Origin of the sequence: Comamonas sp. B21-038, assembly GCF_022387135.1 — a bacterium.
Lineage (GTDB): Bacteria > Pseudomonadota > Gammaproteobacteria > Burkholderiales > Burkholderiaceae_C > Comamonas > Comamonas sediminis.
This window is the reverse complement of the sequence record NZ_CP092462.1, coordinates 2,997,082-3,022,392: the sequence shown is the minus strand read 5'-3', so window position 1 is coordinate 3,022,392 and position 25,311 is coordinate 2,997,082. Positions and strand designations below refer to the sequence as shown.

Annotated in this window: 20 protein-coding genes; 8 read left to right on the top strand and 12 right to left on the bottom strand. The window is 64.9% G+C overall.

All coding sequences use genetic code 11. The features are described 5' to 3' along the window. Nucleotides 1-32 precede the first annotated feature (32 nt). Nucleotides 33-752 (top strand): MgtC/SapB family protein, encoded by a 720-nt coding sequence (locus MJ205_RS13990; RefSeq protein WP_239809026.1) that lies wholly within the window; start codon nt 33-35, stop codon nt 750-752. A 9-nt stretch (nt 753-761) separates the two neighbouring features. On the opposite strand, the gene MJ205_RS13985 is transcribed toward MJ205_RS13990, so the two are convergent. The 6 genes from MJ205_RS13985 to MJ205_RS13960 all read right to left on the bottom strand — a co-directional run bounded on the left by MJ205_RS13985 (nt 762) and on the right by MJ205_RS13960 (nt 5,669). Then, a complete protein-coding gene (locus MJ205_RS13985; protein ID WP_239809025.1) occupies nt 762-1,457 on the bottom strand; it encodes a response regulator in 696 nt (231 codons plus the stop codon). Beyond that, nucleotides 1,454-2,992 carry an ATP-binding protein gene (locus MJ205_RS13980; protein ID WP_239809024.1) on the bottom strand — a complete coding sequence of 513 codons (1,539 nt, stop codon included), beginning with the start codon at nt 2,990-2,992 and terminating at the stop codon, nt 1,454-1,456. The genes MJ205_RS13985 and MJ205_RS13980 overlap by 4 nt, the downstream gene beginning before the upstream one ends. 134 nt (nt 2,993-3,126) lie before the next feature. Then, nucleotides 3,127-3,384, bottom strand: coding sequence for a hypothetical protein (locus tag MJ205_RS13975; RefSeq protein WP_239809023.1), 258 nt, complete (start codon nt 3,382-3,384; stop codon nt 3,127-3,129). A gap of 258 nt (nt 3,385-3,642) precedes the next feature. Next, nucleotides 3,643-4,200: a class I SAM-dependent methyltransferase gene (locus tag MJ205_RS13970; RefSeq protein WP_239812750.1), complete on the bottom strand. Its 558-nt coding sequence runs from the start codon at nt 4,198-4,200 to the stop codon at nt 3,643-3,645. 58 nt (nt 4,201-4,258) lie between these two features. Further along, nucleotides 4,259-4,432 carry a hypothetical protein gene (locus MJ205_RS13965; protein WP_230775504.1) on the bottom strand — a complete coding sequence of 58 codons (174 nt, stop codon included), beginning with the start codon at nt 4,430-4,432 and terminating at the stop codon, nt 4,259-4,261. Nucleotides 4,433-4,445: 13 nt separating this feature from the next. Continuing rightward, nucleotides 4,446-5,669 (bottom strand): MFS transporter, encoded by a 1,224-nt coding sequence (locus MJ205_RS13960; protein ID WP_230774719.1) that lies wholly within the window; start codon nt 5,667-5,669, stop codon nt 4,446-4,448. A gap of 187 nt (nt 5,670-5,856) precedes the next feature. On the opposite strand from MJ205_RS13960, the gene MJ205_RS13955 reads away from it, so the two are divergent. After that, the gene (locus MJ205_RS13955) at nt 5,857-7,833 is read left to right on the top strand and encodes a DNA topoisomerase IV subunit B (RefSeq protein WP_239809022.1); all 1,977 of its coding nucleotides are present in this window, start codon (nt 5,857-5,859) and stop codon (nt 7,831-7,833) included. A 183-nt stretch (nt 7,834-8,016) separates the two neighbouring features. Continuing rightward, nucleotides 8,017-10,377 carry a DNA topoisomerase IV subunit A gene (gene parC, locus MJ205_RS13950; protein WP_239809021.1) on the top strand — a complete coding sequence of 787 codons (2,361 nt, stop codon included), beginning with the start codon at nt 8,017-8,019 and terminating at the stop codon, nt 10,375-10,377. Nucleotides 10,378-10,456: 79 nt separating this feature from the next. Here the strand turns inward: parC and MJ205_RS13945 are convergent, their stop codons facing one another. Further along, nucleotides 10,457-11,371, bottom strand: coding sequence for a LysR family transcriptional regulator (locus MJ205_RS13945; protein ID WP_239809020.1), 915 nt, complete (start codon nt 11,369-11,371; stop codon nt 10,457-10,459). Between the two features lie 107 nt (nt 11,372-11,478). Here MJ205_RS13945 and MJ205_RS13940 point away from each other — a divergent pair, with 107 nt between their 5' ends. Together MJ205_RS13940 and MJ205_RS13935 are read left to right on the top strand one after the other, a co-directional pair. Further along, a complete protein-coding gene (locus MJ205_RS13940; RefSeq protein WP_239809019.1) occupies nt 11,479-12,939 on the top strand; it encodes an amidase in 1,461 nt (486 codons plus the stop codon). 136 nt (nt 12,940-13,075) lie between these two features. Beyond that, nucleotides 13,076-14,056, top strand: a complete 981-nt coding sequence (locus MJ205_RS13935; RefSeq protein WP_239809018.1) for a Bug family tripartite tricarboxylate transporter substrate binding protein — start codon at nt 13,076-13,078, stop codon at nt 14,054-14,056. 36 nt (nt 14,057-14,092) lie between these two features. Here MJ205_RS13935 and MJ205_RS13930 read toward each other — a convergent pair whose 3' ends face one another. The 3 genes from MJ205_RS13930 to MJ205_RS13920 all read right to left on the bottom strand — a co-directional run bounded on the left by MJ205_RS13930 (nt 14,093) and on the right by MJ205_RS13920 (nt 16,416). Next, nucleotides 14,093-15,241: an MBL fold metallo-hydrolase gene (locus tag MJ205_RS13930; RefSeq protein WP_239809017.1), complete on the bottom strand. Its 1,149-nt coding sequence runs from the start codon at nt 15,239-15,241 to the stop codon at nt 14,093-14,095. A gap of 124 nt (nt 15,242-15,365) precedes the next feature. Further along, nucleotides 15,366-15,827: a RidA family protein gene (locus MJ205_RS13925; protein ID WP_239809016.1), complete on the bottom strand. Its 462-nt coding sequence runs from the start codon at nt 15,825-15,827 to the stop codon at nt 15,366-15,368. 127 nt (nt 15,828-15,954) lie between these two features. Continuing rightward, nucleotides 15,955-16,416 carry a RidA family protein gene (locus MJ205_RS13920; RefSeq protein ID WP_239809015.1) on the bottom strand — a complete coding sequence of 154 codons (462 nt, stop codon included), beginning with the start codon at nt 16,414-16,416 and terminating at the stop codon, nt 15,955-15,957. A gap of 156 nt (nt 16,417-16,572) precedes the next feature. Between MJ205_RS13920 and MJ205_RS13915 the strand changes: the two genes are divergently transcribed. Genes MJ205_RS13915 through MJ205_RS13905 form a run of 3 tightly spaced genes read left to right on the top strand, consistent with a single transcriptional unit; the run spans nt 16,573 to nt 21,818 of the window. Further along, the gene (locus MJ205_RS13915; RefSeq protein ID WP_239809014.1) at nt 16,573-19,239 is read left to right on the top strand and encodes a DNA internalization-related competence protein ComEC/Rec2; all 2,667 of its coding nucleotides are present in this window, start codon (nt 16,573-16,575) and stop codon (nt 19,237-19,239) included. Nucleotides 19,240-19,299: 60 nt separating this feature from the next. Further along, nucleotides 19,300-20,787 carry a circularly permuted type 2 ATP-grasp protein gene (locus MJ205_RS13910; RefSeq protein WP_239809013.1) on the top strand — a complete coding sequence of 496 codons (1,488 nt, stop codon included), beginning with the start codon at nt 19,300-19,302 and terminating at the stop codon, nt 20,785-20,787. Nucleotides 20,788-20,843: 56 nt separating this feature from the next. Beyond that, on the top strand, nt 20,844-21,818 hold the full coding sequence (locus MJ205_RS13905; RefSeq protein WP_239809012.1) for an alpha-E domain-containing protein: 975 nt from the start codon (nt 20,844-20,846) through the stop codon (nt 21,816-21,818). A 107-nt stretch (nt 21,819-21,925) separates the two neighbouring features. On the opposite strand, the gene MJ205_RS13900 is transcribed toward MJ205_RS13905, so the two are convergent. Continuing rightward, nucleotides 21,926-24,124: a TonB-dependent siderophore receptor gene (locus MJ205_RS13900; RefSeq protein WP_239809011.1), complete on the bottom strand. Its 2,199-nt coding sequence runs from the start codon at nt 24,122-24,124 to the stop codon at nt 21,926-21,928. 375 nt (nt 24,125-24,499) lie between these two features. Continuing rightward, the gene (gene bfr / locus MJ205_RS13895; protein ID WP_230774696.1) at nt 24,500-24,976 is read right to left on the bottom strand and encodes a bacterioferritin; all 477 of its coding nucleotides are present in this window, start codon (nt 24,974-24,976) and stop codon (nt 24,500-24,502) included. Between the last annotated feature and the right edge of the window lie 335 nt (nt 24,977-25,311).

The following is a 25,311-nucleotide window of genomic DNA, read 5'->3' as shown; positions in this document are numbered from 1 at the left end:
ATGAAGAATAACCGTTTGCCAAGGAGGGCGGCATGCTCGAAGCGCTGAACTACACACAACTGAACTCACTGATCAACACGGCCATCAGCCTGGTGACCGCCTTTGTTCTGGGCGCCGTCATCGGCCTGGAGCGCCAATACCGCCAGCGCACCGCCGGCTTGCGCACCAATGTGCTGGTGGCCGTGGGTGCGGCCATCTTTGTCGACAGTGCCAACACCATTGCAGGCCCTGACGGGGCCGTGCGCGTGATGGCCTATGTGGTCTCGGGGATCGGCTTTCTGGGCGCTGGCGTCATCATGCGCGAGGAGGGCAATGTGCGTGGCCTGAACACCGCCGCCACCCTGTGGGGCTCTGCCGCCGTGGGCGCCGCAGCGGGGGCTGACCTGATCGTGCAGGCGGCCCTGGGCACCGTGCTGGTGCTGGCGGCCAATACCTTGCTGCGCCCGCTCGTCAATGCCATCAACCGCAAGCCGCTGGATGTGGCTTCCACCGAAATGACCAATGCCGTGTTTGTCGTGGCCGAGCGCCTGCACCAGCGGCTGGCGCTGGCGATGCTGCAGGATGTGCTAGAGCGTGGCGGCTACCCGCCCGGCGACATCGACATCCAGCCATTTGGCGATGCCGAGGTGGTTATTGAAGCGACCTTGGCCGCCCAGTCGGTGGAGGGAGAGGAGCTCGATGCGATGGTGCAGCAGCTGGCGGCCAAGCCCGGGGTGCGCCAGGCGTTCTGGAGCCCCAGCACGCGGGACTGAACTGCAGCGCTAGCCTTCAAATGCGAAGCCGACGCCATAGATCGAGCGAATGCAATCGGCGTCGTCTCCCATCACCGTGCGCAGTTTCTTGCGCAGGTTCTTGATATGGCTGTCGATCGCGCGGTCGCTCACTTCCAGCGCATCGGCATAGGCCAGGTCCAGCAACTGGCTGCGGGGGTAGATCTTGCCGGGATGGCGCTGCAGGATGTGCAGCAACGCAAACTCACGCCGCGTCAGCCCCAGATCCTGGCCGCGCCAGCTGGCCTGGCTGGTGGTCTCATCCAGCTGCCAGTCGCTGGCGGCCTGGCTGGCTGCCGCACCGGGAGCAGGTGGTGCATGGCGGCGCAGGATCACCTTGACGCGGGCAATCAGCTCGCGCGGCGAAAAGGGCTTGCAGATATAGTCGTCGGCGCCCATCTCGAGGCCGACCAGCCGGTCCACTTCCTCGACCTTGGCGGTCAGGCAGATGACGGGGCAGATCTGGCGCGCGCGGCACTCGCGCAGAATGCTCAGGCCGTCGGTGCCGGGCAGCATCAGATCGAGAATGGCCAGCTGCGGCGCGCGGGCGCGCAGCGCCGCCATGGCCTTGCTGCCATCGGCAAAATGCTCGACCTCGTAGCCGGCGTGGTGCAGGTAGTCAATGACAACCGAGGCGATATCGGCCTCGTCTTCGGCATACAGAATGCGGGGTTTGGCGGTGTTCATGCAACAGGGTCTATCAAGGGCAGGATCAAGGTAAGGCGCAGACCGCCCAAGGACGAGATGGAGGCCTGCAATTGTCCTCCATGGGCTTGCACAATGCTTTTGCAGATCGCAAGCCCCAGGCCCGAGCCGCCGCTGGCGCGGCTGCGCGAGGTCTCTACGCGGTAGAAGCGTTCAAAAATACGGGGCAGTTCGGCTGGCGGCACCGAGGGGCTGCTGTCATCGAGGTGCAGCTCCAGCCAGCGCTGGCCCGAACCAGGTGCTGGCCCATGCAGGCTGGCGCTGATGCTGACACGGCCCGGCGCATCGGTGTAGCGCAGGCTGTTTTCCAGGATATTGCTCAGCACCTGGTGCAACTGCTGCGCATTGCCCTGCACCCAGGCAGGCGGCAGGGCGGTGAGCAGCTCCTGGGCCGTGGGCAGGCTGATGCCCGCTTGGCTGAAGCGAATCTGCACGGCTTCCACCGCCTCGATGGTCAGGGCCCGCATGTCCAGCGGGCGCGCAGCCGCGGGCAGGTGGGCGGTCAGCTGCAGCGCAGGGGCGGCCTCGGGTGCGTGCACTACCAGTGCGGTCGGGATGGTGGCGCGCATGTCGCTGACCAGCTGGGTCAGGCGCAGGATCTGGCGGTGCAGGCGCGCGGCCGTCTGCGCATCAAAGCTGCGGATGCCATCCTGTACGGCTTCAATCTCGGCCCGCACGGCTGCCAGCGGGGTGCGCAACTCATGGGCCACCTGCGTGAGCCATTCATGCTGCTGTGCCTGGGCTTGCGAGAGCTGTTCGGCCATGTGGTTGTAGCGGTCGGCCAGCTGCACCAGCTCATCATGGCCGGCCACGGCAATGCGGTAGTCCAGCTGTCCGCTGGCAAAGGCCTTCGCCCCTTCGCTCAGCGCCTCGATGGGCCGAATCCAGCGGCGGCTCAGCCACCAGGACAGGGCACCGGCCAACAGCAGCCCCAGCAGACCGGTAATCGCCAGAAACACCAGATGCTCCTTCAAAAAGGCATTGTCGATCTGGTTTTTCAGGTCTTCGGGCTGGTTCAAGGTCAGGGTGCCAATCAGCATGTGCTGGCCATCGAACAGCGGGTTTTTGGCGCTGCCGGGCGTGGGCGGCACACCGGCAATCAGCTTGCCCTCGTTGTCGAGCAGACCCAGGCGCTGGGACAGCGGGTGGCGCTCGATGGGGCGCAATTGCTGGGTCAGTGCAGGCCCGAGTGTGGCCCGGCGCGGTGCCACTGTCTCGGCAGGGGGCGAGACGGGCACGGCCGCCTGGCTGCCAAAGCGGGTCAGTGCATTCCAGCGCTCCGGCGTCAGCGAAGCCCAATGCGGGTCCTTCGCATATTCGCGCCGCAGCTGGCTTTCGAGATACTCCAGCCGCCCCAGCTCGATCTGTGCCACGTAGCCGCCCAGCCCGCGCTGCAGGCTCCAGTACGAAAAGCCAAAAAACCCCAGCAGCAGCCCCAGCAGCAGCAGCACCATGGCCAGCAGCACCCGTGTCTGCAAGCGGGTGAAACGCAACTGTTGGAAGCGGGAAGTGGTCACAGAAAGCAGCTGGGGCGTTGGATGGAGGAGCGCAAACGGCAAAAACGGGCAGGCGCAATGCCTGCCCGGCTATTCTCTTACACAGTGCGTGGGTGTGTAAAAGTGTTGCTTGATCGGGGCGTTACCAGCGGACTTCAGGGTCCGATGGATGCGCCACGCTTGGCGACCAGTTGCTTGCCCACCTGGCGGCAGGTGGCCTTGGCGGTGGTGCCATTGTCCAGTGTCAGTTGGACGGCGTCGCCGGCCTTCTTGCCCTGGCAAGCCTCAATGGCTTGCTTGGACGGGGCGGGTTGGGCGGGGCTGGCGGCCTGGGCCTGTGCGGCGGCGATCCAGAGGGCTGCAGTCACGGCGGTGCTGCACAGCAGACGATGGCGAAGTGGTTGAGAACTCATGGCATTCCTTGTATAAAAAGAGGCTCTGCGGCCAGGCCGCGATCTGGTGTGGAACAGAAAGAAGCGGTGAAACAGAGAAACTGGAGTGTGTTTACGCCTCTCCGCAGAGCCTATGGTTGAACTATAGAAGCCAAATGTGGAGGAAGTTGGGCCGGCTTTGTGCAAGGTGTGACAAAGCGAAAACCGCATGCCTATTGGGTTTCGGCGGTATCCGGCCGCGCGCGCAAGGCCGCAAAGTTATGCAAAGCGGAGGTCGCTTCAGGGCAGCGGCGTGGCTGGCAGGGGGCTTGCGCCGTGCGGGCGGCGCGCCGCAATGCGCTGTACCACCCGCTCCGGGCTGCGCAGCAGCCCTGCCTCATAGGCGATGACCGACCAGCCGGCGCAGACTTGCAGCAGCTCGCCCGGTTGCAGCAAAAAATCGGGCCGGGAGGGCTTGCCGTAGGCTTCGTTGCCCTGCGCAAAGGTCTCGTACAACAACAGCCCGCCAGGGGCCACACTGGCCAGAATGCGCGGCCACAGCGGGCGCCACAGATAGTTCGTCACGACCACTGCATCGAAGAGCCGGCCTTCCAGCGGCCAGGCACCGTTTTCGATATCGGCCTGCAGCCATTCGCCTGCCGTGTCCGACTGCAGCGATTGCAGGGCCGCACCGTCGCGGTCCACGCCCGTCACCTGCAAACCCTGGGCCTGAAGATAGCGCGCATGGCGGCCCTGGCCGCAGGCCAGATCCAGCACCTGGCGGCCAGCCGGGATCAGCGCAGAAAAGCGGGTGATCCAGGGCGAGGGGGCGGGGGTGTGGGTGTGGGTGTGGGTCATCGGCTGGATGGTGTTTGCGATCGCTGCATCGCGGCGCGGGGAGAACGTAGACACGTTCTCAGAAGCAGGCCCAGACATGGTCGGCCATGCGCACCATGAATTCCGGTTGCGTATAGAGCATGAAGACCAGCGCCAGCAGCACCGCCACCAGCAGCCAGATGGCAGCGCGCTGCCAGCCGCGCAGCGGCGCGGCGTCCGCGTTGGAGGGTGTTGGTGGTGCAGGCTGTTGCATGAGAGTTCAGTCGTCAGGCCGCCAGTGGCTGGCGCCGCACAGGCTCTTCCTTGACGGGCAGATTGACCAGGCCGGCGAACACGCCCAGCCCAATGGCCACGTACCAGACGACATCATAGCTGCCGGTGTGGTCATACAGGTAGCCGCCCAGCCAGATGCCCAGGAAGCTGCCGATCTGGTGGCTGAAGAACACAAAGCCGCTGAGCATGGACAAATGCTGCACGCCGAAGATCTGCGCAATGGCGCCATTGGTCAGCGGCACGGTGGACAGCCACAAAAAGCCCATCACGGCGGCAAACACATAGACCGACCAGGGCGACAGCGGGACCAGCAGAAACACCACGATCGCGATCGCGCGGATGAAATAGATGCCCGAGAGCAGGTAGCGCTTGGCCATGCGCTGGCCCAGCGAGCCTGCCAGGTAGGTGCCAAAGATGTTGAACAGGCCGATGAGCGCGAGCGAATAGCTGGCCACATGCGGCGGCAGCCCGAAGTCTTTCAGGTAGCTGGGCATGTGCACGCCAATGAACATCACCTGGAAGCCGCAAACGAAGTAACCCGCCGTCAGCAGCAAGAAGCTGGGATTGCGGAAGGCTTCGCCCACGGCCTGGGCGATGGTTTGCTGCTGGCCTGCGGCCGCGTGGCGCTTGAGTGCGTGGAAATTGGGCTCGCGCAGCGCGATGGCCAGCGGCACGATGGTCAGCACCAATACCGCACAGACCAGCAGCGCGTTCTGCCAGCCCAGGTGGGCGATCAGCTGGCCCTCGACCGGCACCATGAAGAACTGGCCAAAGGAGCCGGCCGCTGCAGCCACCCCCATGGCCCAGGAGCGTTTCTCAGCAGGCAGTTGGCGCCCGATGACGCCATAGATCACCGCATAGGTGGTGCCCGTCTGCGCCATGCCGATCAGAAGTCCGGCCGTGAGCGCGAACACCAGCGTATTGGGCGCCCAGGCCATGCCGGCCAGGCCCAGCGCATAGAGCAGCGCGCCGCAGACCAGCACCTTGCTGGCGCCAAAACGGTCGGCCAGCATGCCGGTGAAGATGCCAATCAGGCCCCAGCTGAGGTTTTGCACCGCCAGCGCCAGCGCAAAGGATTCGCGCGTCCAGCCCATCTCCTGCGTGATCGGCTGCAGCCACAGGCCAAATCCGTGGCGGATGCCCATCGACAGCGTCACCACGGCGCCGCCGCACAGCAGCACGCGGGCCATCGTCAATTGTTGTGCGTTGTTTTGCATAGTCCTAGCTTGTCTCGTTATGCACGGATTGTTACTCCAACCCCCAAAACCGGCTGTCTCTCGCATATTGCCCAGTGGCCAGCCAAGCCCATTGCAGGCTGTTGCGACCAAGCGTCGTGAATCGTCAACAAATCCACCTGTTTATCTATACAGCTATTTACAATGGCAGCCGCTAGAATGGAAAGTTATGGCAAGCAAAAACACGTCTACCAGTGAATACGCAGAAGGCTCGATCCGGGTCCTCAAGGGGCTCGAACCGGTCAAGCAGCGCCCGGGTATGTATACCCGTACTGACAACCCGCTGCACATCATCCAGGAGGTGATCGACAACGCCGCTGACGAGGCACTCGCCGGCTTTGGCAAGAAGATCCGCGTCTATCTGCACACCGATGCGTCGATCAGTGTGGAGGACGACGGCCGGGGCATTCCCTTTGGCATGCACCCCGAAGAACATGCGCCGGTGGTGGAGCTGGTGTTTACCCGCCTGCATGCGGGCGGGAAGTTCGACAAGGGCCAGGGCGGCGCCTACAGCTTCTCCGGCGGTCTGCACGGCGTGGGGGTGTCGGTGACCAATGCGTTGGCCACCCGCATGGAAGTGACCGTGCACCGCGACGGCTCCGTTGCCACGATGGCCTTTGCCGGTGGCGATGTGGTCGAGCCGCTGAAGGTGCGGCCGATGGTCAGCGGTGACCGCAAGCAGGGCACGACGGTGCGTGTGTGGCCCGATGCCAAGTATTTCGAATCCAGCCATTTGCCAATGGGCGAGCTGGTGCACCTGCTGCGCAGCAAGGCGGTGCTGATGCCCGGCGTCAGCGTGCAGCTGACGCAGGACAAGAGCCGCGAGACGCAGACCTGGCAGTACAAGGGTGGCCTCAAGGACTACCTGCTGCAGACGCTGCCGGTGGACCCGCTCATTCCGGTGTTCGAAGGCGAGGGCTTTGCCGGCCGCAGCGACGACCATTTTGCCGAGGGCGAAGGGGCGTCCTGGTGCGTGGCCTTCACCGACGAAGGCCAGCCGGTGCGCGAGAGCTATGTCAACCTGATCCCCACCACCGCCGGCGGCACGCATGAAAGCGGCCTGCGCGACGGCCTGTTCCAGGCGGTCAAGAGCTTTATCGAACTGCACTCGCTGCTGCCCAAGGGCGTCAAGCTGATGCCTGAGGACGTGTTTGCCCGTGCCAGCTATGTGCTGTCGGCCAAGGTGCTCGATCCCCAGTTCCAGGGCCAGATCAAGGAGCGCCTGAACTCGCGCGATGCAGTGCGCCTGGTCTCGGGCATGGTGCGGCCTGCGCTGGAGCTGTGGCTGAACCAGAACGTCGAATATGGCAAGAAGCTCGCCGAGATCGCGATCAAGGCGGCACAGACGCGCCAGCGCGCCGGCCAGAAGGTGGAAAAGCGCAAGGGCAGCGGCGTGGCCGTGTTGCCCGGCAAGCTGACCGATTGCGAAAGCCGCGACCTGGCCTACAACGAGGTGTTTCTGGTCGAGGGCGATTCGGCCGGCGGCAGCGCCAAGATGGGGCGCGACAAGGAAACCCAGGCCATCCTGCCGCTGCGCGGCAAGGTGCTCAACACCTGGGAGGTGGACCGTGACCGCCTGTTTGCCAATACCGAAATCCATGACATCTCGGTGGCCATCGGCGTCGATCCCCATGGCCCCGATGACGAGGTGGACCTGAGCGGTCTGCGCTACGGCAAGATCTGCATCCTCAGCGATGCGGACGTGGACGGCTCGCACATCCAGGTGCTGCTGCTGACCCTGTTCTTCAAGCACTTCCCGCAGCTGATCGAGAGAGGCCATGTCTGCGTGGCGCGGCCGCCGCTGTTCCGCGTCGATATTCCTGCCCGGGGCAAAAAGCCCGCGGCCAAGGTCTATGCGCTGGACGAGGCGGAGATGCATGCCATCTTCGACAAGGCCGCCAAGGATGGCGTACCCCGGGAGAAATGCCAGGTCAGCCGCTTCAAGGGCCTGGGCGAGATGAATGCCGAGCAGCTCTGGGAGACCACGTTGAACCCGGACACCCGCCGCCTGCTGCCGGTGCGCCTGAGCCGCACCGACCTGCTGGCCACCCGTGAGGTCATGACCCAGCTGATGGGCAAGGGCGAGGCTGCGGCCCGCCGCGACCTGATGGAACTCCATGGCCACGAAGTAGAAATCGATATCTGATTGCATGTCTCCAGCATCGATGGCTTTGCCGCTTTTGCCTTGCCTGGCCGCAGCCCTGTCTGCGTCTGGGCTTCGCATCCTGCCTGACGGAGCCATCGAATGTCCCGCTGCCCATGCCGCTGAATGACAACACCAACCACAGCCGCGTGCAGCCGTGCCACAAGCAAAGAAAGCTGAACAACCATGAGTGAACAAACCGGTCTGGATTTGCTATCCAACCCCGAGCCCGACGACGGCGACAGCCTGGACCTGGGCAACTACGCGCAGCGCGCCTATCTGGAATACGCGCTGTCGGTGGTCAAGGGCCGTGCGCTGCCCGATGTCTGCGATGGTCTGAAGCCCGTGCAGCGCCGCATCCTGTTTGCGATGGACCGCATGGGCCTGGGCTACAGCGGCCCCAACCGCGCCACGGCGGCCAAGCCCGTCAAAAGCGCCCGTGTCGTCGGCGATGTGCTGGGCCGCTTTCACCCGCATGGCGACCAGTCTGCCTATGACGCGCTGGTGCGCATGGCCCAGGACTTTGCCCAGCGCTACCCGCTGATCGATGGCCAAGGCAACTTTGGCAGCCGCGATGGTGATGGCGCTGCGGCGATGCGTTACACCGAGGCGCGCCTGTCCAAGATCACCAGCCTGCTGCTCGACGAGATCGACATGGGCACGGTGGATTTTGTGCCCAACTACGACGGCTCCACCGAGGAGCCCAGCCAGCTGCCGGCGCGCCTGCCGTTCTCGCTGCTCAACGGCGCCAGCGGCATAGCGGTGGGCCTGGCCACCGAAATCCCCAGCCACAACCTGCGCGAAGTGGCCGATGCCTGTGTGGCACTGATCAAGAAGCCGGCGATGACGGACTTCGACCTGCAGCAGATCATTCCCGGCCCGGACTACCCGGGTGGCGGCCAGATCATCAGCAGCGACAAGGACATTGCCGATGCCTACCGCACGGGTCGCGGCTCGATCAAGGTGCGTGCGCGCTGGACCATCGAAGAGCTCGCGCGCGGCCAGTGGCAGCTGGTCGTCAACGAGCTGCCGCCCGGCGTGTCCTCGCAAAAGGTGCTCGAGGAGATCGAGGACCTGACCAACCCCAAGATCAAGACCGGCAAGAAAACCCTGACGCAGGAGCAAAGCCAGCTCAAGGCCACCGTGCTGTCCCTGCTCGATGGCGTGCGCGACGAGTCGAGCAAGGATGCGGCGGTACGTTTGGTGTTCGAGCCCAAGACCGGCAAGATTGCGCAGTCCGAGCTGATCACCTGCCTGCTGGCGCATACCAGCCTGGAGAGCTCCTCGTCGGTCAACCTGACGATGATCGGCATCGACGGCAAGCCCACGCAGAAGTCGCTGCGCCTGATGCTGGAAGAGTGGATCCAGTTCCGCCAGACGACGATCACGCGCCGCTCCGAGCACCGCCTGGCCAAGGTGATGGACCGCATCCATATCCTGGAAGGCCGGCAGACCATTCTGCTCAATATCGACGAGGTGATCGCGATCATCCGCGCCAGCGACGAGCCCAAGGCCGCGCTGATGGCGCGCTTTGACCTGAGCGAGCGCCAGGCCGACGACATCCTGGAAATCCGCCTGCGCCAGCTCGCCCGCCTCGAAGCGATCAAGATCGAGCAGGAGCTGAGCGAGCTGCGCGCAGAGCAGGGCAAGCTCGAAGACATTCTGGCCAACCCGGCGTCGCTCAAGCGCCTGATGGTCAAGGAGATCGAAGCCGATGCCAAGCAGTTTGCCGATGCCCGCCGCACCCTGATCCAGGAAGAGAAGAAGGCCGTCGCCGAAGTCAAGGTGGTCGATGAGCCGGTCACCGTGGTGGTGTCGGAAAAAGGCTGGGTGCGGGCCCGCACCGGCCACGGCCACGCGGCCGACAGCTTCAGCTTCAAGTCGGGCGACAGCCTGTATGGCACCTTTGAATGCCGCACGGTCGACCAGTTGCTGGTCTTTGGCAGCAACGGCCGGGTCTACTCGGTCGCGGTCGCCAACCTGCCGGGCGGCCGGGGTGATGGCCAGCCGGTCACCACCTTGATGGAGCTCGAAGCGGGCACCCAGATCCAGTACTACTTTGCCGGTCCGCTGTCCGCACGCCTGCTGCTGGCCAGCAGCGCAGGTTATGGCTTCACCGCGCTGGTGGAGAACATGGTTTCGCGCCAGAAGGGTGGCAAGGCCTTTGTCAGCCTGGATGATGGCGATACGCTGTGCGCCCCCTCGCATATCTCGGGCAGCAGCGGCAGCCTGCCATTGGCCGATGCCAGCCATGTGGCCTGCGCCTCGGTCGGTGGCCGCATCCTGACCTTCGAGGTCGCCGAGCTCAACCACATGGCCAAGGGCGGCAAGGGGCTCAAGCTCATCGACCTGGAGGACAAGGACCGCCTCGCCGGTGTCGCCGTCTACACGCGCAGCATCCGCATCGAAGGGATCGGGCGCGGCGGCAAGGCCCGTGAGGAAACCCTGGAGATTCGCAGCCTCAACAATGCCAAGGCCGGGCGCGCCAAAAAAGGCAAGCTCGCCGATCTGGGCTTCAAGCCCAACGCCGTGTTCCGCGTTGAATAAAGCGCACTGCCCATCACTCCCAAGCCCTGCCCGGTATCGCCCGGCGGGGCTTTTTCATGTCCCGTCGTTGCAGCGCCGATCAACGCTGCGCTGGCAACAGCGCCCGCAAATGGTCGACAAAGGCGCGCACGCCCCGGGGCAGGTTACGGCCCGTCAGCGTTTGCAGTTCGATCGAGCGCGCATGCATGCCGCGCTCGCGGATGGGCACGGTGTGCAGCAGGCCCTGGCGCACATACTCGCGCACGGTGACTTCGCCGCCCAGGGTGAGCCCGCCGCCATGCAGCACAAAGCGCACCAGCGCATCGAACTGCCCGCTCTCCAGCACGGGGTCAAACACCAGGCCACGCTGACCGCTGGCAATGTCAAACAGCTGGCGCGCGGTATTGCCATCGTCCAGCAAGGCCAGCGGGTAGGGCTGCATTTGCGCCAGGCTTACGCTGGCAAAGCGGGCCAGCGGATGGCCGGGCGGCATGATCAGGATGACCGGTGAGTTCTGGCGGTGCTGCACATCGATATCGCGCACGGCAGCACGGCTGTAGGTCAGACCGATGTCGGCCTCGCCGTTGCGGACGGCCTGCGTGACCTGGGCGGGCGAGGCGGACACCAGCTGGAACTGCATGCCCGGGTGCTGCTCCCGGAACGTGGCCATGGCCAACGGCAGAAACTCGAACGCAAAGCCGGCCGATGCGCAGACCCGCACCTGGCCTCGGCGCAGGCCTTGCAGCGCCTCGATATCGGCGACGACGCGCTCGGCCTCCAGCGCATGGCGCTTGGCATGGGTGGCCAGCAACTCACCGGCAGCGCTGGCCACCATGCCGCGCGGGCGGCGCTCGAACAGCGGCACCTGCAGCACTTCCTCCAGCGATGCGATCTGGCGGCTGACGGCGGACGCCGAGACATTCAGGCGCAGCGCGGCCTCGCTGACCGAGCCGCTGCGCACGACTTCCAGAAAATAGCGGATGGCGGTGTCCTGGAGGTGTTGCGAGGGAGTCATGGTCTGCTTTGCAAAAAACGCAACGATAACCGCAAAAAATTGTGATTGTCGAAATGGGCAGCATTGCCTATGCTGGATTTTTACGACATCCAAGAGACATACCTCTCATGCCATCCCAGCCTGTTCCTGCCGACCACAGCATCGTCGAGTTGAGCGCCGTGGCGCTGTCGGCGGCCATCCAGCGGCGCGCGCTGTCCTGCACCGAGGTGCTGCAGGCCTTCTGGGGCCAGATCGACCGGCTCAACCCTGCGGTGAACGCGCTGGTCGCGCCGATGCCGCGCGAGCCGCTGCTGGCCCAGGCCGCGCAGCTCGATGCCGAACTGGCCCAGGGCAAAAGCCGGGGGCCGCTGCACGGCTTTCCGCAGGCACCCAAGGATATTTCACCCGCCGCCGGCATGGTGACAACGAAGGGCTCGCCGATCTTCCAGGGCCAGGTCAGCAGCAGCGATGCGGTGATTTTCGAGCGCATGCGCGCAGGCGGTGCGCTCTTTGTGGCGCGCAGCAATTCGCCCGAGTTTGGCCTGGGCGGCCATACCTACAACCCGGTCTACGGCACCACGCGCAATGCCTTTGACCCGAGCCGCTCGGCTGGCGGCAGCAGCGGCGGCGCTGCGGTGGCCGTGGCGCTGCGCATGCTGCCGGTAGCAGATGGCTCGGACATGATGGGCTCGCTGCGCACGCCAGCTGCCTTCAACAATGTGTACGGCCTGCGCACCTCGGTGGGCTGCGTGCCGCATGGCCCGGGCGATGAAGTGTTTTTCCAGCAGTTCAGCGTGGCCGGGCCGATGGCGCGCGATATTCCCGATCTGGCCTTGCTGCTGTCGGTGCAGGCAGGTTTTGATGCGCGCCTGCCCTTGACCCACCGCAGCGATGGCGCGCAGGACTGGGGCCAAGGACTGGAGCGCGACTTCCGGGGCCGCAAGATCGCCTGGCTGGGTGACCTGGGCGGGCACCTGCCCACCGAGCCGGGCCTGCTCGACACCTGCCGCGCGGCGCTGGGCGCTTTTGCCGACATCGGTTGCACAGTGGATGAGGTGCTGCCCGACTTTGACCTGGAGCAGCTCTGGCGCGCCTGGATCGATCTGCGCAGCTTCAGCGTTGCCGGTGCCAATGCGGCGCTGTACGACGACCCGCAAAAGCGCGCGCTGCTCAAGCCCGAGGCCTTGTGGGAAATGGAGCGGGGCCGCGCGCTGTCAGCCATGGACATCTATGCCGCGGCCAAGGTGCGCAGCAGCTGGTACGAGGTGCTGCGCCGCCTGTTCGAGCGCTATGACTTCGTCGTGCTGCCCGCTGCGCAGGTGTTCCCGTTCGAGGCCGAACTGGACTGGCCCCATGCCGTGGGCGGCCGCAGCATGGACACCTACCACCGCTGGATGCAGACGGTGGTGGGTGCCACGATGGCCGGCTTGCCGGCCCTGTCCGTCCCCGCCGGATTTGGCCCCAACGGGCTGCCCGCTGGCCTGCAGATCATCGGGCCCACGCAGGCTGACCGGGCGCTGCTGCAAATCGGCCATGCCTATGACCAGGCCAGCGGCCACGCGCGCCGGCGCAGCCCTTTGCTGGGCTAGGCGAACCGCGCGCTCCGCCCCTGCTGGTCCACCGCATTTCCCCTGCGCAGACCGCCACAGAGCCAGCGCTGCTGCAGCGCTGGCCTGCGAGGGTCCTGCACCCGTTCGTCGACAAAAAAAGGTAGATCCCATGTCCATGCCGATATCCCGTCACCGCTTTTTGACCTGCCTGGCCGCAGGCGCTGCCAGCCTGGCCTTGCGCCCTGCGTGGGCCCAAGGCTACCCTGACCGTGCGATCAAGCTGGTGGTGCCCTTTGCGCCCGGCGGGGCCACGGACATTCTGGGCCGGCTGCTGGCATCGCAGCTCAGCGAGAAGCTGGGCCAGTCGGTGTTTGTGGAGAATCGCCCGGGGGCAGGCACGGCCGTGGCGGGCGGGCAGGTCGCCAAATCGGCGCCCGATGGCTATACCTTGTTCTTGGGCGCTAGCTCCACGCTGGCGATGAACCCGGTGGTGCGCAAGGCGCTGCCCTATGACCCGGTGCGCAGCTTCAGCATGCTGGGTCTGGTCGCAGACATGGGCCTGGTGCTGGTGGCGAACCCGGCCGTCAAGGCCACGTCGCTGCAGGATCTGGTGGCGCAATCGAAGGCGGCGCCGGACCGCTTTTCCTACGGCTCCTTTGGCCCGGCCTCCTCGGTGCATTTTGGCGGCGAGATGCTCAAGAGCGCGACCGGCATCCGCATGCTGCATGTGCCTTTCAACGGCAGCACACCGAGCCTGACGGCGCTGATGGGTGGCCAGGTGCAACTGGCGGTGGACACGGTGGTGGCGACCACGCCGCTGATCAAGGCCGGCAAGATCAAGCCGATTGCCGCACTGGGCGCCCAGCGCCTGGCCTTGCTGCCCGACGTACCCACGGTGGCGGAAAGCGGCTTTCCCGGTTTTGACATGAGCACCTGGTTTGCCTTTTTGGCGCCTGCCGGCCTGCCCGAGCCGGTGCGTGCCAAGCTCGAGGCCGCCTTGGCCGATGTGATGGCCCAGCCCGCCACGCAGCAGAAGCTGGAGAACATTGGCCTGACCCCTGCCTGGGGCAATGGCAGTGCGCTGAAGGCGCGCGTGGAGCGCGAGCTGCCGCTGATGCGCGATGTGGCGCAGCGCGCCCAGATCGAGGTGGAGTAAGTTCTGGGCGGGCGGTGCTGAAGTCGAAGAAAGCGCTTAGCGCAGTGCTTCCCACCACCGCTTGTTGCTGCGCGGCTGGCCCACGGTCAGCACCTCACCGATCTCGGGCGTGGCCAGTTGGATGCCTTGCTGCTGTGCCAGTGCTGCGAGCCGGTCCATGGGTTCACGCCAGCCGTGCATGGCCAGCGAAAAGGTGCTGTTGTGCACGCTGTACAGCACCTGGCCGCGCACATCGCTAAAGGCCTGGATGGTTTCTTCCGGCGTCATGTGGACGGAGGGCCAGTAGGCGTCGTAGGCGCCGTTTTCCATCAGCGCGAGGTCCATGGGGCCGAACTTCTCGCCAATCGCCTTGAAGCCGGGGAAGTAGCCGGTATCGCCGCTGTAGTAGATACGCTGGCCACCGGTTTGCAGCACCCAGGACGCCCAGAGCGTGCTGTTGCGGTCGCTCAACGTGCGGCCTGAGAAATGCTGGCTGGGCGTGGCGGTCACTTGCACACCGGCGTGCTGCTGTTGCTGCCACCAGTCCAGCTCGACAATGCGATCAGGCTCAACCCCCATACCGCGCAGGCGTGCGCCTACGGCCAGCGGCACAAAGTAGCGCTCCACCTTGCCCAGCAGGAACTTGATCGTCGGCTCGTCCAGGTGGTCGTAGTGGTCGTGCGACAGGATCAGGCCGGCAATGGGCGGCAGGTCTTGCAACGGCAGCGGTGTGGGGTGGAAACGCTTGGGGCCAATAAAGCTGAACGGCGATACCCGCTCGCCAAACACCGGGTCGATCAGCCAGTAGTTGCCCTGGAGCTTGAGCAGGTGCGACGAGTGGCCCAGCCGGATCACATGGTTGGCATCCGCGGGCAGCGCCTGCAGCTGCGCCGGGGTGACGGTGTGGACGGGAATGCTGTCCAGCGGCGTGGTGCCGCTCTTGTCACCGAACAGAAAGCGCGACCAGATCTGGAAGCCGCCGGCATGGGGCTTGGCGGCAGGATTGGGCGGGTTTTGAAAGCGCTTTTCAGCGGAGGAATACTGGGGCGATGCCTGGTAGCGGCGTTGGCTGTCCTCGTCCGGGGTCGAGGCACAGGCCACCAGAGAGCAGGCCGTTGCCACGAGCCATCCGCTGCGCAGCCGTTGAAAGCCGCCGTTGCCACGGGTGGTGTTGTTGGAGGAGGAGGCGGGGCGGGGCTCTTGCATGGCTAATATCAATCGGGCAGGGTGGGGCGTTAAGCGACTGCCATGATACGGCGCCCACAAGAAAGCCGCATGGCTGCGGCTGTTGTAGGGATTTAGCGAAAAATCTATTGATTAATCTACAGATTTATTCCACTTCGGCGATGAGTTCAATCTCCACACAGGCGCCCCGGGGCACCTGGGCCACGCCAAACGCGCTGCGGGCATGGGCTCCCTTGTCCGGCCCAAACACCTGGGCCAGCAGTTCGCTGGCGCCGTTGGTGACCAGATGTTGCTCGGTGAAGTCTTCTGTGCTGTTGACCAGGCTCATCAGCTTGACAATGCGCTTGACCTTGTTCAAGTCACCGCCCACCGCTGCCTGCAAGGTACCCATCAGGTCGATGGCGACCGCGCGTGCTGCCTGCTGGCCTTCGGCAGTGTCCATGGACTTGCCGAGCTTGCCGGTCCAGGGTTGGCCGTTCTTGCTGGCCGTGTGACCGCTGATAAACACGAGCTGGCCTGTCTGCGCATAGGGTGCGTAAGCCGCAGCGGGCGTGCGCACCGGCGGCAGTTCAATGTTCAGGGCTTGGAGTTGGTCGTAGATGCACATGCCGGTCTGGTCCTTGCTGGGGTGAGGAAGAGAGGCATCTTAGAGCCAGCGCCGGCCCAGCACACATGCAAAAACAATGCGGCGCCATACCCGCAGGGCATGGGCGCCGCATGGCGTGGTGTGCGGCTCAGGCCAGTTCGGCGATCAGCTCGATCTCGACGCAGGCACCCATCGGAATCTGGGCGACGCCAAAGGCGCTGCGGGCATGGGCGCCTTTGTCAGGGCCAAACACTTCAGCGAACAACTCGCTGGCGCCGTTGGTGACCAGGTGCTGCTCGGTGAAGTCACCGGTGCTGTTGACCAGGCTCATCAGCTTGACCACGCGTTTGACCCGGTTCAGATCGCCGCCGGCGGCATGCTGCAAGGTGCCCAGCAGGTCGATGGCCACGGCGCGCGCTGCCAGCTTGCCTTCCTCGGTGTTGATGTTGCGGCCAAACTGCGCCACCCAGGGCTTGCCATCCTTGCGGGCAATGTGGCCACTCAAAAACACCATGTTGCCGGTCTGCACATAGGGCAGGTAGGCGGCAGCGGGCACCGCCAGCGGCGGCAGGCTGATGCCGAGGGCCTGGAGTTTGTCGTAAACGCTCATGGAATCCTTTCAACAATGGAGGCGGGGCAAAGCGCCAGTGTGGCACAAATGCCCTGCTTGAGCGTCGTTGCCCGTGTCGCCTGAGAGGGGCAACGACCCACTTTAGGGCAAGTCCGGATCGGGCTGATGGGCAGCGCTGCCTAGCATGTGGGGATGATGGAGACTTCTTCCGCCCAGCCGGCGGACCCGCGCAGGGGAGGGCCGGGCAGGCGCTGCTACTGGCGGCCGGCCGCCTGGCTGTGGGGCATCCTGGCCGGTACGGCAGTGCAACTGCAGCAGGCCAGCCTGGGGTTGGGCTGGCACTACGCCACATCGGCACTGCTGGGGGCCGTGGCCAGTCTGCTGCTGAGCCGCTGGCGCAGGCCGCTGCCGTGGCCGGATCGGGCTCTGTGCTGCCTGGCAGCCGCCGCGCTGGCGTTTGGCCTGGCGGGCATGCGCGCCGTCCACCAAGCACAAACGCAGTTGCAGCCAGCGCTGGAAGGTATCGATCTGCAGCTGGAGGGCGTTATCGTGGCGATGCCTTTGCCGGTCAGCGGCGGCCAGCGCTTTCGGCTGAAGACCGAGCAGGCCTGGCTGGAGGGGGCACTGGTAGCAGTGCCGCCGCTGGTCGACCTGTCCTGGTACCGCGCAGACCACCGCGCCTTTGCGCGCGTGCCGATGGAGCAGCCTGCATCGGCAGAGGGCGCCTTGCCGCTGCTGCAGGCGGGGCAGCGCTGGCGGTTGCCGGTGCGTCTGCGCGCTCCCCATGGCAGCCTGAACCCGCATGGCTTTGACTACGAGATGTGGATGTGGGAGCAAGGGGTGCAGGCGACGGGCTATGTGCGGCACGGGCAGGCGCTGGAGCCACAGCTGCTGGCATCACGGCAAGGCCATGCGGTGGAGCGCTTGCGGCAGGCGGTGCGCGATGGCATGGTGCAGCAGCTGGCGCCGCCAGGCGAGCCGCAGGCGGCAGAGCGGGCACGCATTGCCGGTGTGCTGGTGGCGCTGGTGACGGGCGAGCAGCGCGCCATTGACCGCGAGGACTGGCGCGTATTCCGCATCACTGGAGTGGCCCATCTGATGGCGATCTCGGGCCTGCACATCACCTTGTTTGCCTGGGTATCGGCGGCGATGATCCGCATCGCCTGGCGGCGCAGCCCGGCGCTGTGCCTGCGGCTGCCGGCACCCCATGTCGCGCTGTGGGGCGGCGTGCTGTGCGCAGGGCTGTATGCGGTGTTCAGCGGCTGGGGCATTCCGGCACAGCGCACGGTGCTGATGCTGGTCGTCGTGGCTGCGCTGGTATCTAGCGGCCGGCAGTGGCCCTGGTACATGCGCTGGTTGCTGGCCTGCGTCTGCGTGGTGCTGGCCCAGCCGATGGCCTTGTTGCAGGCGGGGTTCTGGCTCAGCTTTCTGGCGGTCGGTATCCTGTTTGCATCCGACCGAGGGCCCGGCAACCGCGCGGCCGCAGCGCCCGCCCTGGGCGCGGCACAGCGCGGCCTGCGCGGCGCGTTGGCCGCCACGGCCCAGTTGCTGCGCGAGCAGTGGGTGGTGACCTTGGCAATCACGCCCTTGTCCCTGCTGCTGTTTGGCCAGGTGTCGGTGGTGGGCTTTCTGGCCAATCTGCTGGCCATTCCGTGGGTGACCTGGGTGGTCACGCCGCTGGCCTTGCTGGGCGCGGTGCTGCCCGCCTTGTGGACGGCGGCGGCCTGGGCGCTGCAGCCCTTGATGCTGGTCTTGCAGTGGCTGGCCAGCTGGCCCCATGCGGCGCTGTGGCTGGCGGCGGCACCTGGCTGGGCGGCGCTGGCTGCGGTGCTGGGCGGGGTGTGGCTGGTGCTGCCCTGGCCTTGGCGGCTGCGGTTGCTCGGCCTGCCTTGTCTGCTGCCGGCCCTGTTCTGGCAACCGCTGCGGCCGGCGCATGGCCAATTTGAACTGTGGGCGCTCGATGTGGGCCAGGGGCAGGCGGTGGTGGTGCAGACGGCCAGACATAGCCTGCTGTACGACGCCGGCCCGCTGTATGGCCCGGGCAGCAATGCCGGTGACCGGGTGGTGGTGCCGGCCATGCGGGCGATGGACGTGCGCGGGCTGGACAGCGGCAGGCTCGATCTGCTGGTGCTGAGCCATGGGCATGTGGACCATACCGGCGGCGCCGAGGCGGTGGTCGAGCAACTCCGGCCTGCCGGCGTGCTGGGCTCGCTGCTGCCCCATGAGCGCCAGCGCCTGGGCATAGCCGCCGCGCCCTGGCAGGACTGCATGGCCGGCCAGGCATGGATCTGGGATGGTGTGCATTTCAGCGTGTTGTTTCCGGGTGAGGAAGCGCCGGGTGCTGCCGCCAGCCCCGCCCCCAGGCAGAGCTCGGGCAATCCCTTGAGCTGTGTGTTGCGCATCGAGGCGGCGCCGCGTGGCGGCCATGCCGCTGCCGCCTTGTTGCCCGGCGATATCGAGCGTGCCCAGGAATGGGCGCTGGTACAGCGCCATGCCGATGCGCCAGCCGCTTTGCGGGCCGACCTGATGCTGGCACCGCACCATGGCAGCAATACCTCGTCCACGCAGCCGCTGTTGGCAGCGGTGCGGCCGCGCTGGGTGGTGGCGCAGACGGGCTACCGCAACCGCTTCAGGCACCCGGCGGCCGCGGTGCGGCAGCGTTACCAGCAGATGCAGATAGTGCTGCGCAACACCGTGCATTGCGGTGCCGCATACTGGCGTTCGGACCAGCCGGAGACACTGGTATGCGAGCGGCAAAAACGGCCCCGCTATTGGCGCCACGAGGCTGCCGAGCTGGGCCCAACGCGTAGGACATTGGATATAAACAAAACAAATCAGCCCCTAATTCTTGATGAAGGTTAGTACTTATCTTTGGGTGGCCTGAAACTTGCTAAGCTGCTGGTGCCAGAAAGGGATTCTGCGATGCAAAAGTTCGACGAGATGTACCAGGGCCTGCCTTATGCAGCAGGTGCCGAAAGAGCGCACTACCAAAGCTATGCCAAATGGCTGCAGCAGCAGCCTTTTGAGAAGATGCAGGCCTTGCGGGAGGAGGCCGAGCTGATATTCCGCCGCGTGGGGATCACCTTCGCGGTCTACGGAGAAAAGGACGAAGATGGCTCGGGCACCGAACGCTTGATTCCGTTTGACCTGATCCCGCGCATCATCCCCTCGCACGAGTGGTCACAGATGCAAAAGGGCCTGGTGCAGCGCGTTGCCGCCCTCAACCGCTTCATCCATGATGTCTACCATGACCAGGAAATTCTGAAAGCCGGCATCATTCCGCGCGATCTGGTGCTGGAGAACAGCCAGTACCGGCCCGAGATGCGGGGCGTGCATGTGCCGCTCGACACCTATGCGCACATCGCAGGCATCGATATCGTGCGTGCGGCCGAGGCCGACGGCAGCGGCACCTACTATGTGCTCGAAGACAACCTGCGTGTGCCGTCCGGCGTGTCATACATGCTGGAAAACCGCCGCATGATGATGCGCCTCTTCCCCGGCCTGTTCAGCAGCCATGCAGTGGCCCCGGTGGCCCATTACCCGGATCTGCTGCTGGACACCTTGCGTGCCAGCGCCCCCAACCAAGCGGCCAACAACCCGACCGTGGTAGTGCTGACACCGGGCATGTACAACAGCGCCTATTTTGAGCATGCCTTCCTCGCCCAGCAGATGGGCGTGGAGCTGGTCGAAGGCCAGGACCTGCTGGTGCGCGATGACATCGTGTACATGCGCACCACACAGGGCCTGCAGCGCGTGGATGTGATCTACCGCCGGGTCGATGACGACTTTCTCGATCCGCAGGTCTTCCGCCCCAATTCCACCCTGGGTTGTGCCGGCCTGATGCGCGCCTACCGCAAGGGCAATGTGGCCATCTGCAATGCGGTGGGCACTGGCGTGGCCGATGACAAATCGGTCTACCCCTATGTGCCGGCGATGATCCGCTTCTATCTCGGAGAAGAAGCGATCCTGAAGAACGTGCCGACCTGGATGTGCCGCAAGCCCGATGACCTGGCCTATGTGCTGGACCACCTCGACGAGCTGGTGGTCAAGGAAGTGCATGGCGCCGGCGGCTACGGCATGCTGATCGGCCCCGCCTCCACCCGCGCCGAGATCGAGGCCTTCCGCGCCGTGCTCAAGGCCAAGCCCAATGGCTATATTGCCCAGCCGACCTTGAGCCTGTCGAGCAGCCCCACCTATGTCGAAAGCGGCATCGCGCCGCGCCATATCGATCTGCGGCCCTTTGTGCTCAGTGGCAAGGATGTGCAGATGGTGCCCGGCGGCCTCACGCGCGTGGCGCTCAAGGATGGCTCGCTGGTGGTCAACTCCTCGCAAGGCGGTGGCACCAAGGACACCTGGGTTCTGCGTGGCCCGGAGGACGATTACAGCGAATGGGATGGGATGCAGCAGTGAGCTCCCGGAGCTTCCTGATTGAAAACCCTCCATCTGCCTAGCGAAAGAATGTCACTATGTTGAGCCGAACCGCCGACCACCTCTACTGGATGTCCCGCTACACCGAGCGGGCGGAAAACACTGCCCGCATGCTCAATGTGAGCTACGAGACCTCGATGCTGCCGCAGACCGTCTCTGCGGCGACCAAGGCCTGGCAAAGCGTGCTGTCCATCAGCGAGCTGCTGCCTGCCTACTATGAGCGCCATGACGAGATCACCCTCGATGGGGTGCTGCACTTCATGGTGCGCGACGAGACCAACACCTCGTCGATCTACAGCTGCCTGCTGGCCGCGCGCGAGAATGCGCGAGCCGTGCGCGGCGCGCTGACCACCGAAGCCTGGGAGACCCTGAACGCGACCTGGCTCGATGTGAACCGCTTGTTCAAGGCCAAGAAGTTCGAGAACGACCCGGCCAAGTTTTTCGAATGGGTGAAGCTGCGCTCGCACCTGTCGCGCGGCGTCGTGTCGGGCACGATGCTGCAGGACGATGCGTTTCTGTTCCTGCGCCTGGGCACCTTCATCGAGCGGGCCGACAACACCGCCCGCCTGCTGGATGTGCGCTTCCATGCGGTCAAGAATGACTACCATGGCTCCTACCAGCCGGGCAAAGGCAGCCAGCCGTCGGACTTCTACCACTGGAGCGCGATCTTGCGCAGCGTCTCGGCCTTTGAGGTCTACCGCAAGGTCTACCGCAATGTGATCACGCCCGAGCGCGTGGCCGAGATGCTGATCCTGCGGCGCGACATGCCGCGCTCGCTGCATGCCAGCATGTACGAGGTGGTGCAGATTCTGGAGGCCGTTGCCAATGACCATTCGGCCGAAACCCAGCGCCAGGCCGGGCTGCTGCTGGCCGAGCTGCAATACGGCCGCATCGATGAGCTGCTGGCCACCGGCCTGCATGCCTTCCTGGTGCGCTTTCTGGAGCGGGTGCATGCGCTGGGTGGCCGTATCGGGCAGGATTTTCTGGCGACCACGGAGCCGGTGGCTGCCTGATTTTTCGGCGGGCCCACAAGGCAAAAGGCTGCGGTTGTCACCGCAGCCTTTTTTTCCGCTCTCTGGCGGGCATTCCGCAGCCCGCGATCCGAGCTGACCGGTGGCGATCAGTAGCGGTAGGTCGCGGTCAGCAGAAAGTTGCGGCGCTCGCCGTAGAAGCAATCCCCGCGTGACAGGCACTGCGTGATCACGACCTTGTCGGTGAGGTTGTTGGCATGGAAGGCCAGACGCCAGTCACCGCTGTCGTAGGCCACCATGGCATCGGTCAGCAGCGACGAGGGCGTGTCGATGGCGCTGGTGCCCGACCACTGCGAGCCGGTGTAGCGCATGCCGGTGCCGACGCTCCAGCCGCCGCGCCCCTGGCTGGCAAAGCGGTGCATCAGCCAGCTCGATGCCATATGGCGAGAGACGGCGGCCACGCGCTGGCCCTGGTCGCCCGCATTGCTGCGGCTGATCTTGGCGTCGGTATACGCATAGGCGACGGTCCAGTCCCAGCTTTTGGCCAGGCTGGCGGTCATCTCGGCTTCAAAGCCCTGGGTTTTGACCTCGCCCAGCTGCAGGCTGTTGAGCGGGTTGGCCGGGTCATTGGTCTTGCGGTTTTGCTCACGCAGGCTGTAGACGGCCGCATAGCCGGAGATGCCCTTGCCTTCGGGGATCCATTTCACACCAGCCTCCACCTGCTTGCCACGCTGCGGCTTGTAGGGCGTGCCGTAAAAGTCCACGCCGCCCAGCGGCTGGAAGGATTCGGTATAGCTGACGTAAGGTGCCCAGCCGCCACCGGCCTGGTAGGTCAGGCCGACGCGCTTGGTCCAGGCCGAATCATCGGCAGCGGCTGCGGGCCGGCCTTCGGTCTCTGTCTTGGCATGGTCGCGGCGCAGGCCGGCCGTGGCCGTCCAGTCGCCCCAGCGCAGCTGGTCCTGCAGGTAAAAACCGAGCTGGCGCTGCGAGACATTGGGCGCCTGCACCAACTGCGATGCCGTGGGCGGCGTGAACGAGCCGTAAACGGGGTTGTAGACATCGAGCGGTGTGCCCAGCGCGCGCCAGCTCGCCTGGCTTGTGGTATTGCGCTGCCAGTCCATGCCGGCCAGCACGGTGTGCTGCACATCGCCAGTCTGCAGCTTGCCTTCCAGCTGGGTATCGACCAGCAGCATGCGGCCGCCGTTGATCTGCCAGACGGCATCGCGCTGCACCGTGCGGCCATCGGCATCGAACACCGGGCGGGCCGGGCGGCCGGTGGCGGCGTTGGCGGCAAAGCTGGTGTAGAGCGTGCGGTAGTCCACCTCGCTGGTGGTGCGGCGCAGGTTCTGGCGCAAGGTCCAGTGGTCGTTCAGCTGGTGGCTGAACAGGTAGCCGAAGGACTTGTTCTCGGAGTCGTACTTGTCAAAGTTCGGCTCGCTGATGAAGGTGTTGGTGGGAATCTGGCCGTAGGGGCCGGGCAGGCGCGTGCCCTGCCAGGGGAAGAACTGCGTGATGGAGCCGCTCTTGTCCTTGTGGTACAGGGCCTGCAGGGTCAGCGAGGTACCGGCAAAGGGCTTGAAAGTCAGGGACGGTGCAATCACCAGGCGGTCGTCCTTGACATGGTCGACCTGGGTGTTGCTGTCCCGGCCCACGGCCACCAGGCGGTAGAGCCAGCGGCCGTCTTCGTCGATGGGGCCGGTGATGTCGCTGGCAATCTGCTTGCGGCTATGGCTGCCCAGCTGCAGCTGCACTTCGCGCTGGGGCTGGTCCAGCGGACGCTTGCTGGTCAGGTTGAGCACGCCGCCCACGCTGCCCTGGCCATAGAGCACCGATGAGGGGCCACGCAGAAACTCAACCCGCTCCAAGGTGTAGGGCTCGACCTTGATGTTGTTGTAGGTGCCGTAAGTGCGCAGCAGCCCATCCTGGTACTGGCTGACATCGCCGCCCCGGGCCTTGAAGCTGTCGACCCGGTTGTCGAAATAGCTGGAGTTGATGCCCGCCGCGTAGCGCGTGGTTTCGCGCAGCGTTGTCACACCCTGGGCGTCGATCTGGTCGCGGGTCACGACGCTGATGGCCTGCGGGGTCTCGATCAGCGGGGTATCGGTCTTGGTGGCGGAGATGGCACGTTTGGCAACAAAGCCCTTGACCGGGCCGGTGGCTGTTTCGGCCTCTGTGGCGCCCTGCACGGTAATGGGCGCCAACGTGGTTTCCGCAGCGGCTGCCGGCGCGGGCTGGTCAGTTTGCGCCAGCGCGTTGCTGCCCCAGCAGGCCAGGGCGGCCCACAGGGCCGTGTGCAATGCGGTATGCAGCGCACGCGGCGCGGCTGCGGAGATCAGGGTGTCAGACATGGTGAGCGGGTGTTGAACGCGGAAAAACAGGGGCGCCGACGAGGACGGCACGAGGGCTTGACCGGGTCCGACCACTGTGATGCGGGTAGGCTGCGCGGTAGATGCAAGGGCATCCAACGCAAGCCGCTGCGGCCTGGTGGACCGCAAGGCGAAGGGATGGGCAGGCACGCAGCATGGCAGTGAGGGGGTGACCCGGAGCGCTGGCTGGCACCGGTGAACAAACGATGCTGGCGTGCGAAGAAAGATGAAGGCGCAGTGTAATTGAAGTTGTGAATGATTATTGTTTAACCTTCTATCGAGGCAGGTTTGTGCGGCGGATACAACAAAAAAAGGACCCGAAGGTCCTTTTTGAGAGCGAGTTGCTGGCGTCGTCGTTTATTCGACCTCGCCCATGATGGACTGCAGGTAGTTCTGGATGCCGACCTTGTCCACCAGGTCCAGCTGCGTTTCCAGAAAATCGATGTGCTCTTCGGTGTCGTCCAGGATCTTTTGCAGCAGATCGCGCGAAACATAGTCGCGCACGCTTTCGCAATGGGCGATGCCGTCCTTGATGGTCGCCTGTGCTGCTTGCTCCAGACGCAGGTCGCAGGCCAGCGCTTCGGGCACGTCTTCACCGATCTGCAGCTTGCCCAGATCCTGCAGGTTGGGCAGTCCATCGAGCATGAAGATGCGGTCCATCAGCCAGTCCGCATGCTTCATCTCACCAATGGATTCCTCGTATTCCTTCTTGGCCAGCTTGTCCAGGCCCCAGTGCTTGTACATGCGGTAGTGCAGAAAGTACTGGTTGATGGCGGTGAGTTCGTTCTTCAGCTGCGCCTGCAGAAAACCGATGGCCTTGGGATCGCCTTTCATGGTGGGCTCCTTCTCTTGTGTGAATGACGGGGATTGGGACTATTGTCCTTGCGAAAGGTCAAGCAACCAAACCGGGCAGCGCTTATCCCCCGTGCTTTTGCTCTGGCTGCGTGTAAGGCTGAGTCGTGTTCTCATTTGACGCCGCAGCGCCCTTGCTTGCATGATGCGGCTTGCTGCAGCGCAACTGCGCTGTCATGGCGCTGTGATAAGTTTGCAGCAATAAAGGCGCAGGGCGGGCTCAGACTTGCAATATCTGATTCAGCCCGCATATAACCATCTGCCTTGGGTCAGCATTTAGATAATAGTTTGTTTAAATTGAAATGATTATTTTAATT